This window comes from Fructilactobacillus sanfranciscensis, assembly GCF_029023685.1.
In the GTDB taxonomy this organism is placed as follows: domain Bacteria; phylum Bacillota; class Bacilli; order Lactobacillales; family Lactobacillaceae; genus Fructilactobacillus; species Fructilactobacillus sanfranciscensis.
The window spans coordinates 793,853-805,594 of sequence record NZ_CP118925.1; the positions used below are offsets into that span (position 1 = coordinate 793,853).

Annotated in this window: 13 protein-coding genes; 1 reads left to right on the top strand and 12 read right to left on the bottom strand. The window is 32.8% G+C overall.

All coding sequences use genetic code 11. The features are described 5' to 3' along the window. Window positions 1-28 precede the first annotated feature (28 nt). The 9 genes from glyS to rpsU form a co-directional block, all read right to left on the bottom strand. Window positions 29-2,107 (bottom strand): glycine--tRNA ligase subunit beta, encoded by a 2,079-nt coding sequence (gene glyS / locus PY770_RS04000; protein ID WP_103423551.1) that lies wholly within the window; start codon window positions 2,105-2,107, stop codon window positions 29-31. Then, entirely contained in the window at window positions 2,107-3,075 is a 969-nt protein-coding gene (glyQ, locus tag PY770_RS04005; protein ID WP_041817780.1) for a glycine--tRNA ligase subunit alpha, read from the bottom strand. Before glyQ ends, glyS begins: the two co-directional genes overlap by 1 nt. Window positions 3,076-3,357: 282 nt before the next feature. Beyond that, a complete protein-coding gene (recO, locus tag PY770_RS04010) occupies window positions 3,358-4,128 on the bottom strand; it encodes a DNA repair protein RecO (RefSeq protein WP_014082047.1) in 771 nt (256 codons plus the stop codon). 16 nt (window positions 4,129-4,144) lie between these two features. Beyond that, window positions 4,145-5,056 (bottom strand): GTPase Era, encoded by a 912-nt coding sequence (gene era, locus PY770_RS04015; protein WP_014082048.1) that lies wholly within the window; start codon window positions 5,054-5,056, stop codon window positions 4,145-4,147. Window positions 5,057-5,071: 15 nt separating this feature from the next. Continuing rightward, entirely contained in the window at window positions 5,072-5,470 is a 399-nt protein-coding gene (locus PY770_RS04020) for a diacylglycerol kinase family protein (RefSeq protein ID WP_103429023.1), read from the bottom strand. Beyond that, window positions 5,448-5,930 (bottom strand): rRNA maturation RNase YbeY, encoded by a 483-nt coding sequence (gene ybeY / locus PY770_RS04025; protein WP_056957770.1) that lies wholly within the window; start codon window positions 5,928-5,930, stop codon window positions 5,448-5,450. Before ybeY ends, PY770_RS04020 begins: the two co-directional genes overlap by 23 nt. A gap of 14 nt (window positions 5,931-5,944) precedes the next feature. Beyond that, entirely contained in the window at window positions 5,945-6,913 is a 969-nt protein-coding gene (locus PY770_RS04030) for a PhoH family protein (RefSeq protein WP_168848091.1), read from the bottom strand. A gap of 78 nt (window positions 6,914-6,991) precedes the next feature. Beyond that, a complete protein-coding gene (locus tag PY770_RS04035; protein WP_014082052.1) occupies window positions 6,992-7,435 on the bottom strand; it encodes a GatB/YqeY domain-containing protein in 444 nt (147 codons plus the stop codon). Between the two features lie 66 nt (window positions 7,436-7,501). Next, window positions 7,502-7,702 carry a 30S ribosomal protein S21 gene (gene rpsU / locus PY770_RS04040; RefSeq protein ID WP_014082053.1) on the bottom strand — a complete coding sequence of 67 codons (201 nt, stop codon included), beginning with the start codon at window positions 7,700-7,702 and terminating at the stop codon, window positions 7,502-7,504. A 162-nt stretch (window positions 7,703-7,864) separates the two neighbouring features. Here rpsU and PY770_RS04045 point away from each other — a divergent pair, with 162 nt between their 5' ends. Beyond that, window positions 7,865-8,680, top strand: a complete 816-nt coding sequence (locus PY770_RS04045; RefSeq protein WP_103429022.1) for a pyruvate, water dikinase regulatory protein — start codon at window positions 7,865-7,867, stop codon at window positions 8,678-8,680. Here the strand turns inward: PY770_RS04045 and PY770_RS04050 are convergent. Genes PY770_RS04050 through PY770_RS04060 form a run of 3 tightly spaced genes read right to left on the bottom strand, consistent with a single transcriptional unit; the run spans window position 8,670 to window position 11,641 of the window. Next, a complete protein-coding gene (locus PY770_RS04050; protein WP_103429021.1) occupies window positions 8,670-9,581 on the bottom strand; it encodes a deoxyribonuclease IV in 912 nt (303 codons plus the stop codon). The genes PY770_RS04045 and PY770_RS04050 overlap by 11 nt on opposite strands. Before the next feature lies 1 nt (window position 9,582). After that, a complete protein-coding gene (locus PY770_RS04055; protein WP_103429020.1) occupies window positions 9,583-10,740 on the bottom strand; it encodes a CDP-glycerol glycerophosphotransferase family protein in 1,158 nt (385 codons plus the stop codon). A 22-nt stretch (window positions 10,741-10,762) separates the two neighbouring features. Then, window positions 10,763-11,641, bottom strand: coding sequence for a YitT family protein (locus PY770_RS04060; protein WP_056957766.1), 879 nt, complete (start codon window positions 11,639-11,641; stop codon window positions 10,763-10,765). Window positions 11,642-11,742: the final 101 nt, after the last annotated feature.

Below are 11,742 nucleotides of genomic sequence, written 5' to 3' on the forward strand. Positions count from 1 at the left end.
TCACCGAACCTTTCAGATAATTATCTTTTTATTTAACGATAATCTTATCTACTTCTGCAAAATAATTAATCATGCGTGCTAACTTAGTAAGTTCTTTTAATCGATTTTCTTTAACAGTTTCATCTTTTGCCATTACCATTGTCTTATCAAAGTATTCTTTGATTACAGGTTCTAAACTGGCAAGTTTTGAAAAATCATCTGCAGCAGTTAATTTTTCAAAATCAGTAGAAAGACGATCAACTTCAGCATTCATCTTTAATTCTGATTCATTTTCAAACAATGCTGGATCAACAAACAAATCTGTTGCTTTAAAGTCAGATTTATTTGAAATTCTTTCAACCCGAGTTAATGCTTCAATAACGGCTTTAAAATCAGCATCTTCTTTATGATTATTAAGAACTTTTGCACTATTAATGTTATAAAGAATATCCGTGCTAGTAGCGTTAACAGCAGCATCTACAAGATCAAATTTAATTTTTGCTGCTCTTAAAACACGTTTAATTCGTTCTTTTATAAATAAAATTACATCTTTAATAATTGGTTTTTGATCAACTTTAGGGGCAACTTGAGCTGTATTTTCATCAGTTATGATTTTTTCCATTAGACTATCCAATGGTAATCTCCATTTCTGATTATCAACAATATTTACAATTCCTGCAGCTTGTCGTCTTAATGCGTATGGATCGTTTGATCCACTAGGAATCATTCCAGCAGCAAAAAATGTCATCACTGTGTCTAATTTATCTGCAACGGCTAAAACTGCACCAATTTTTGATTGAGGAAGTTCACCATTAGCAGAAATTGGCATATAGTGTTCTCTGATTGCAACAGCAACTTCTGGTTTTTCACCAAATAATAAGGCATATTTTTCTCCCATAACACCTTGTAATTCAGAAAATTCACCGACCATTCCAGTTACTAAATCAAACTTGTAAATTTCAGCAGCCCTTTGTAAGTCTGCTAATTGACTATCATTAAGTCCAACTTTTTTACCAATTAAACGGGAAATCACTTGAACTCGTTGCATTTTTTCGTAAACAGTTGAAATCTTGTCATGGAAAGTAACGTTCTTCAATTTGTTAACAAAGTAATCAATATCATGGTTTTGATCTTCTTGATAGAAAAATTCAGCATCGTATAAACGAGCAGCAAGGACTTTTTCATTTCCTTTAATCACATTTTCAATAAAATCAGAATTTCCGTTTCGAACTGAAATAAAGAATGGTAGTAGTTTGCCATCTTGATTTTCTACGTAGAAGAAACGTTGATGATTTCTCATTGAAGTTATCAATACTTCACGTGGAATGTCTAAGAAACGTTTGTCAAATGTACCATAAAAACTAGTTGGGTATTCAACCAAGTTATTAACTTCTTCAAGTAAGTCATCATCAATCTTAACTTTCCAATTATTTTCATTGGCAATCGCTTCGATTTGAGCTTTAATCTTAGCTTTTCGCTTATCAGCATCCACGATTACAAATTCCTTGTTAAGATCAGTTTCATAGTCTGCAGCGTTAGCAATGCTAACTTCATTACCTAAGAAACGATGTCCAAGTGACTTACGTCCTGATTTAACCCCAACTAATTCCATTGGAACAACTTCAGTGTCTAACAACGCAACAATCCATTTAATTGGACGGATAAATTGGAATTTATTAGTTCCCCATTTCATCATAGTTGGAAAATTCATGTCAGCAACTACATCAATTAAGCTTGACAAAACATCAGTAACTGGTTTTCCAGTTACGTGTTTATTAACAAATACATAGTTTGTTCCCTTAATATCTTTAAAGGTAATGTCGTCAGGAGTTAATCCTTGTCCACGAGTAAATCCAATGGCGGCCTTGCTCCAATTTCCTTCCGCATCCTTGGCAATTTTTTCAGCAGGACCTTTAACTTCTTCGTCAATATCTGGTTGCTTATCGGCCAGACCAGATATTTCTAAAGCAAGTCTTCTTGGTGTTGAAAATTTTTGAACCTTGTCAAAGGAAATCCGATTTTCTTTTAGGTATTTCTCTGTTTTTTCAGCTAATTCATTAATACTTGGGGTAACAACATGAGCTGGCATTTCTTCCAACCCAATTTCTAATAGGAATGTATGTGTCATTATTTTTTATCCCCCTTGTTCTTTTTTTGTTTATTTTTCTTTTCTTCACGTTTAGCAAATTCAGCTAAAACTGTTTCACGTTGATTTTCATCTTTAATTAACGGGAATCCAAGCTTGCGCCGTTCTTGAACAAAAGCTTGGGCAATTCCATGTGCCATTTTTCGAATTCGTGCAAGATACCCAGCACGTTCAGTAACGGAAACTGCTCCACGAGCATCAAGCAAATTAAATGTATGACTACATTTTAAAACATAATCATAAGCTGGATGAACCAAGCTCTCTTTAATTAATCGTTTAGCTTCTTTCTCATAAGCATCAAACATCTTATGAAGCATCTCTTGATCACTTAATTCAAAACTGTATTTTGAATGTTCATATTCTGGTTCTTTGAAAATATCACCATATTTAACGCCATTTGACCATTCAAGATCAAATACATTATTAACGTTTTGAATGTATGATGATAAACGTTCTAATCCATAGGTGATTTCTACAGCAACTGGATCCATTTGAAGTCCACCAACTACTTGGAAATAAGTAAATTGCGTTACTTCCATTCCATCAAGCCAAACTTCCCAACCAACACCGGCACATCCCATGGAAGGATTTTCCCAGTTGTCTTCCACAAATCGAATATCATGTTCAAGTGGATTAATTCCGAGTTCTTTTAAGGAACTAATATACAATTCTTGGATATTATCTGGAGAAGGTTTCATCAATACTTGGAATTGATGATGTTGGTATAAACGATTTGGATTCTCACCATAACGTCCATCTGCAGGTCTTCTTGATGGCTCAACGTAAGCTACATTCCAAGGCTCAGGTCCAATAGCACGTAAAAACGTAAAGGGACTCATGGTACCTGCACCTTTTTCTGTATCGTAGGCATCCATGATCATGCATCCCTGTTTACTCCAATATAATTTTAATGTAGTAGCTATATCTTGTACTGACATTTTTTTTGTCATTTTGACTCCCCCTTTTGCCAAACAAATAAAAAAGCCTATGCAAAAGTAGACTTACTTTTGCATAGGGACGATTTAGTCGCGGTTCCACCCTACTTCTGATTATAAAAAATCAGCATCTCGAAACGGATTGACTCAAAAAGCGCCAATTGTTAAAAACAATCATCATCTCTCACTAACATGATGTCGCTGAATTGTTAAAATTAACAACCTTCTTTTATCTGTGTCACATATTTAATTAACTATATTATAATTTGATAACATGATTCAGTCAATTATTATTAATTAGTTAAGTTTGATTTTCCAAGAATTCATTTGATCCAAGAATTTTTTACTTTTTAGATTTAATCCAACTGAATTATCATATATTTTATCAATTACTTGTCGTAATTTTTGCTTTGTAACTCGATTAACTTTAATATTATTAATTTTAGTAATATCGACTGCTGAAAATAAACGTAAGTAATAAATGGTTCTTTGATCTAAATGCATTCGATGACTATCGTGTGCAAATTCTTGTTCCCCAATTAATCCACCAAACTTTTCAGAATAGTCATAGATTTGATGTTCTTCATGACAGACTGTACAATTTTTAAAATCAGGAGCAACTCCAAATAGAGGTAATAATTGAATTTCAAAGATATTAGTAATAATTTCTGCATCAAACCCATTATTAATTAAATTAAGAGCATAAAAAAGTTTATCAAACCAAATTTTATTAGGAACATTATCTGGTAGAGCAGCATCTATCAGACCCATTAAATATGTCGCATATCCGTTTAGATATATGTCTTCACTAATCTGGTCAAAATGTTTAACACTCCCACCGCTATCGATGTATGACAATCCATTGCCACGCAATTCACCTTCATAGGTTCCATAACTAAAGGGTAAAATGTCACTAATCATCTTAAACTTAGGACGATTTGCTCCACGAACAAAAAACATTTTTTTACCAGCTTCAGCAGTAAAAAACTTAACTAACATATCGTTCTCTCGATAATTTTTGCGATAAATTAATATTCCATGAAATGGTTTACTCTTTGTATTTACCACAAATATCACCTGCTAATTAATAATCATTTTTCTCACTATAACCCAAGTTATTAAGTGCTGTATCCTTATCACGCCAACCAGATTGAACTCTAATCCAAAGTTTTAAGTTAACTTTGCTGCCCAATAATTTTTCAATTTCTCGACGAGCACCAATACTAATATATTTAAGTAATGCTCCACCTTTACCAATGATAATCCGTTTTTGACCTTCACGATCAACGATAATTGAAGCCTCAATTTGAACTTTACCATTTTCATTGGTTTTCATACTTTCAACGTAAACGGCTACAGAATGAGGGATCTCTTGACGTGTGTTTTCCAATATTTTTTCTCGTACAATTTCTTGTACAATAAATCGTTCGGGATGATCAGTAACTTGATCATCAGGATAATATTGTGGACCTTCTGGTAAATGATCAATCAAATTACCAATTAATTCATCAACATTATTCCCCCTTAAAGCAGAAATTGGAAATACTTCTGCCCAATCATAAGCCTTACGATAAGTATCCATGATTACCAATAGTTTATCAGGATTTATTTCATCAATTTTATTAATGATTAGATAAACCGGTACATCAACTTTTTTTAGTTGATCAATAATATAGTTATCTCCAGCACCTCTTGTCTCAGTTGCACTAACCATAAATAAAACGGCCTCAACTTCACGTAATGAAGACAATGCCGAAGCATCCATGTATTCATCTAGTTTGTTTTCGGGTTTGTGAATTCCAGGAGTATCTAAAAAGACAATTTGAGCATCTTTAGTAGTATAGACACCTTGAATTTTATTACGCGTAGTCTGTGCCTTATCACTCATAATGGCAATTTTTTGACCAACCACTCTATTTAAAAAAGTTGATTTCCCAACGTTAGGTCGACCAACAATGGCCACAAATCCTGATTTAAAATTTTCTGCTTTTTCCATTTAATTTCCTTTTTCTTATATTAATTTAATGATGGTCGTTCCAAAAACAATCAAGCCAATCACGATGGCAAGCATCGTTGAAAACAATACCCAACCAGCAGCAATATCTTTAATTTTTTTAGCTAAGTCGTTATACTGGCTTCCAATTGTTAAATCAACTAAGTACTCAGCTAAGGTATTGATTACTTCGGCTTGTAATACCAAATAGCAAGCCAAAACTAACCAAAGAAATTTAAAATAGCCAACTCTCATAGTTAAACCAGCTGTTAAAACAACAGCTGTTGTTACTAAATGAAAGCGAAAATTCCTTTCATTGCAACAAAGAGTAGTTAGACCATCCCATGCATGGCCAAACGCTTGACCAAAATTCTTGTTTTTACTAGTTTGCCGCTTATTTTTTAAGCCCATATTCATTTAAAATCTTTCTCTGTAGGTCAAACATAACTTTTTCATCTTCGGGTTTCATGTGGTCATAACCATTGAGATGTAAAAATCCATGAACAATTAAGAAACCTAGTTCACGATCAACTGAATGACCCAAAAAATCTGCTTGTTCATTAACTTTATCAATACTGACAAAAATATCACCAATATTTTCGGGAATTTCAGCTTTCATTTCATCACTCATCATTACTGGAAATTCATCATCATTTTCATCTTCAATTGCAAAACTAATTACATCAGTTGCTCGATCAACTTTTCGATAATCGCGATTGATTTCTTGAATTCTATCATTTTTAACCATGGTAACTGACATTTCTGTATTAGCTTTTAATCCAATCTTTTTTGCAGCAAAATCTAAAACATTTTTTATTAGTTTCTTTTGGTCTTCAGATACTTGACCATTAGTTTCATCATAAATTTCTAAGTCCATGAATTTACAATCCTTTATTTATCTTCATTTTCGTAAGCAGTAATAATTTTAGCAACAACTGGGTTTCTCACTACATCTTCAGCAGTCAATCTAATAACTTCAATATTGTTAATGTTTTTCAAAATATTAGGTGCGGTTACTAAACCGCTGGCCACATGACCTTTTAAGTCAATTTGTTGAATATCACCATTAACCACCATTTTAGAATTGAAACCTAACCTAGTTAAAAACATTTTCATTTGCTGGTTAGTCGTATTTTGAGCTTCATCTAAAATTACAAAAGCATTATCGAGAGTTCGTCCACGCATATACGCTAGTGGTGCAATCTCAATAACCCCTCGCTCAATTAAACGTTCGGTATGTTCCATCCCTAAAATAGCATATAAAGAATCATAAAGTGGGCGAAGATATGGATCAACCTTTTCTTTTAAATCACCAGGCAAGAATCCTAAACTTTCGCCAGCTTCAACAGCTGGTCTAGTCAAAACAATTTTATCAACTTTACCTTTTTTTAACGCGGCAACCGCCATTACAACTGCTAAATACGTTTTACCTGTACCTGCAGGACCAATACCAAAGGTAATATCATGATTATAAATAGCTTGAATATATTCACGTTGACCAAAATTCTTAACCCGAACAGGATTACCTTTACGATCTTTGATTAAAACTTGATTATATAAATCAGGCAAAGCTGTAATTTTTCCATTACGAGCCATTCCAATTGCAGAAACAAAATCACTAGCATTAACTTCAATTCCAGCATGAATTAATTTCAACATGTTAAACAAAATATCATTAGTAAGTTGAACATCACTTTCATTATGTCCATCTATCTTTATAACTCCTGCTGAATAACGAATCCAAACTTGAAATTCTTCTTCTAAAATCTTAATAAATGCATCTTGTGTTCCAAATAATTTACTTTGATCATTTGGATTTTTTAAAACGATTTGTTTTTGATATTCAAAATTTTCAATCAATAAAAATAATCTCCTTAATCCTAATTTTACTAAAGTCTAGCATAATTTTAAGGTTTAAAACAGCAATCATACCCACGTTTATTTTAGTTCATCATTAACAGCTTTTTTGACAACATTACCGTCTGCTTTACCTTTAATTTTGCCCATCACAGCACCCATAACTTTACCAAAATCACTTTTTCCAGTAGCACCTAATTGCTTCACTGTCTCTTTAACTATTTTAGCAACTTCTTCAGGCTCCATTTGCTTTGGAGCATATTTTTTAAGAATTTTCATTTCTTTTTCTTGTTGTTCAACGAGATCTTCACGGGCTCCCGCTTTAAATTGTTCAATTGAATCTAAATGTTGCTTAATTTCACGATTTACTACTGCTGCAGCTTCATCATCATTTAAATCATGTCCAAATTTAATTTTTTCGTTCATTAAATTCGTTTTAAGCATTCTGATAATTGTAAGTTCATCTTTCTTTCCAGCCTTCATAGCTGTTTTTAAATCATTTGTCAACGTTTCGTTTAATGACATTTGTCTTCTCCTTATTTCTATTTAAAATTCAAAAAAAAAAGCAATCAAAAGTGATTGCTCTTTTAATTAGAACTTGCTACGGCTCTTTTTCTTTTTATTGTTACGTTTTCTTGCTGCTTCTGATTTTAATTTACGTTTAACACTAGGCTTTTCGTAAAATTCACGCTTACGAAATTCCTGGAGAGTACCGCTCTTAGAAACTGTACGTTTAAAACGACGAAGAGCATCATCAAGAGATTCGTTCTTGCGAACAACTGTTTTTGACATTTAAAAATCCCTCCCCTCCAAGTTTTAGTGTGCTGAATGTTTCCACCCAACAAATATAATTATATCCCATGATAAAATTTACGTCAACGGAAGATTAAAAGAATCTTCAAAAATTTTAAACAGAGTATAATAAGAATAAAAATAAAGCACAAGGAGCTATTCATGAAAACAATTTATAATGTTTTTGTAATTTCAGATTCTAGTGGTCAAACAGGGACTGCAATTGCCAAAACTGCAGCTGCCCAATTTCCTGAAGCTAGAGCTAATATCAGTCAATATCCTTTCATAAGAACTAAATCAATTCTAAGTGGGATTTTAAAACTAGCTAAAGAAAATGATGCCATCATTTTTCATACTTTGGTTAATCCAGAATTAAGTGATATGGTAGGACTTTTTTCTCGTCAAAATAAATTATATAGTTTCGATTGTATTCAAAAACCAATCAACATTATTTCACACCGCTTAAATGAATCATCTGCAGAAGTACCTGGGTTAGTTCATAATTTAAACGCTGAATACTTCAAAAGAATTGCTTCAATTGAATTTACAGTTGCAAACGACGATGGACGTAACCCTAGTGGCTTAACCAAAGCAGATATCGTTATTTTAGGTGTTTCTAGAACTTCTAAAACACCCTTATCACTTTATCTTGCTAACGAAAGCTATAAAGTTGCTAACCTTCCAATTGGACCAGATCTTCAATTACCAAAAGAAATTTGGGAAGTTGATCCTAAAAAAATTTTTGGGTTAACTAATTCAGTAACCAAGTTGAAACAGATTCGCTCTCAAAGAATGAAAGAATATGGACTAGACGGAGATACTCCATATTCAAACTCAGACAATATAAAAAAGGAACTTGACTATGCCAAGAACCTTTATCATAAAATCGGCTGTCTCTCAATTAATGTCGTAAATAAATCAATTGAAGAAACAGCCACCATCATTACTGAAAGTTTACCCAAAAGAACTATTTTATAATTCCATTTTCAATATCTTTAATTAAGTCGGGATTAAATTTCTGTTCACGAAACATTTCAACTTCATACTTATGTGGGTCAATTTTAACTTTATCATCTATTTTAATTGCAGGAGTTTCCATTATTTTGGGAACGTCTTGCAATTTTTCGTAATGAGCAATTTTATCTAGAGCTTCAAAACCAATGGTTCCAAAGCCAATGTTGGCATGCCGGTCTTTATGACTTCCCATTGGATTTTTGTCATCATTTAAATGAATTACTTTCAAACGGTCTAAGCCAATTACATTATCAAATTCTTGCATAACACCATCAAAATCATTCTTAACATCATACCCAGCATCGTAAGTGTGACAGGTGTCGAAACATACTGAAACTTTATCTTTTAATTTAACTCCTTCAATAATTTCTGCAATTTGTTCAAAGGTTGTTCCAATTTCAGTTCCTTTACCTGCCATAGTTTCAATTGCAATTTGAACAGTCTGTTCAGGCTTAATTACTAAATTTAAGCCCTTAATCAGCTGCTGAATTCCAGCTTTTACTCCAGCTCCAACGTGAGCCCCGGGATGAAGAACAATTTGAGTTGCCCCCATTGCACCTGCACGTTCAATTTCTTTTTGTAAAAATTGGACAGCAAATTCGAAACTTTCTGGCTTTTTTGTATTGGCAAGATTAATAATGTATGGTGCATGAACAACTACCTCTAATAAGCCATTTTCTTCCATATATTGTTTACCTTCTGGAATTTTTAGTTCATCAAGTGGTTTTCTTCGAGAATTTTGTGGTGCCCCTGTATAAACCATAAAAACCGTTTCTTCATCGTTTTTAGCCTCTTCTGCTGAACCTAAAAACATTTTTGGTGCTTTCATGGCAACATGTGAACCGATTAAAAATTCTTTAGTCATCTTATTCATCCTCCGATTTTTGCAAAACATATTTATTTAAGATACGATTATAAGATTTTCCATCATTATAGGTATTCCACATTGCATTGAAATCAGAAAAATCTAATTTTTCATTTGCTAAAACTGCTTTTCTTAATTGGTCAACTGTATGAATTGGTTTACTAGGTAACCAATTTTCATAACCGACTTGAATTCCAGGATTTTTTGAATATTCCTGGTAATCATACATGTAAAAAATCATTGACCGAGCTTGAGGCATCAAACTGTAATCAAAAGAATACGAAGAATAATCAGTCACAAAAGTATCTGCAACAGTCATTAAATCTGTAGCTGTAAATTCATCATAAATTTTAACGTTTTTTAAATTGAATTGTTCTAATTTTAATTTAGCTCGATTGACATCTTGATATAGTTTAACTGCTACAACAGCATTAGGATCAGATGCTAATGCCTGAATGGTTCCTTCGGGAGGATTAATCTTACTATCAGAACGATAAGTAGGTAAGTATAAAATAACCCGTTTATCCTTCAGCTCTGGTGCTGCAGTATAAACCCGTTTACGAACAACGCTAATCCATTTATCACTAAATAATCGATCTGATCGAGGTGTACCTAAAAATTTCATCTTTTTATAAGGTTGTTTAAAACTATTCTCAAAGACTTCAGCCATTGCGGGAGAAGCAACCACAAAATCATCAAAACTGTTATAAACTTTCCGATGACGCATTTTTTTAATCCATGAATAGCTTTCAAATTTGGGTGTATCAATTCCAAAACATTTAATTGAACCATCAGCATGCCACAACTGAATAATTTTCATCTTTTTTTTAGGATGAACTAATCCCGCAATAAAGGCATAATAATTATCAACAAATACGACCCGAGCTGACATAATTTGTGGAATCATCCGCAATGCAAAGGAGAAACTACTCTTCATCGGAATTGCTTTAATTCCAAAAGCCTGTAAATCATAAGCTGCAACCATTACCCTTGGATTGTAAAATACAATCAATTTTTGATCAGGTGGTAAAATAGCTGCGGTTTGTTTAATCATGTGCAAATTATTATTATAGCTCATGATATAACAAACATTTTTCTTATTTTTAAAGTAAAACAAACTTGAAATTAACTTAACAAAAATAACATATATAAATTTCATTTTTAAGCCGCCATCTAATTAATTATTTAGGTTTATTTTCATAAAAATGTCCAAAGACTGCATCAACATCAACTGCCACTGCAAACGCATTAGGATCAGATTCCTTTAAAGCTTCGTCTAATTCGTTTTTTTCATACCGAGAAATGACTGTAAAGAGCACCGTTTTGGGCTGATGATTGTATGCTCCTTCAGCATGATGAACAATTGTAATTCCCCGTCTCATATGATTTTGCACACTATCAATAACAGTTTTTGGCATACTAGTAATAATCATGACTTCCATTCGTTGCTGCCGTGTATAAGTCATATCCATTACTTTTGCGTTAACCAATAAGCCAATTGCTGAGTAAAAAGCATAAGGCCAGCCATACATAAATCCTGCTGATAAAATAATAAATGCATTAAAAGCAATATTAATTGTTCCAATTGATTTACCAGTTTTTCGCTGAATCACAATCCCTAAAATATCTAATCCACCAGTAGAAATTTGGTTTTTCAAAGCCAAACCTGTACCAAATCCATTAACAGCACCCCCAAAAAGTGCACAGATTAGGGGGTCAGTAGTTAAAGTCATTGGATGCAAAACTTTAATCATTGTACTAGCAAGAAATACTGATAAGAAAGTAAAGATTGCAAATTGATGTCCAATTGATTTCCAAGCCAAGAATAGCAGTGGAATATTAAGGACGAACAATCCGGCAGCAGTCGACAGCGTAAAAGATGTATATCTATGAGTAAGGGTCGTAAGCAATTGAGCAAATCCAGTTACTCCAGATGAATAAATATGTCCAGGAGTCCAAAAAAAGTTCATTGCAATTGATACCAATACTGCATAGATAAATGCTGTTGAAATTTTTGTCAGAATTTGATGTCTTCTGATTACTTTGTGTACGTCGCCCATATAAATACCTTCTAAATCTATTTGATTATTATCATTCCATAGTATAACATTCTCAATTTTAAAAAAATAGAAAGTCACTAAAAATTAGCAACTTTCTATCA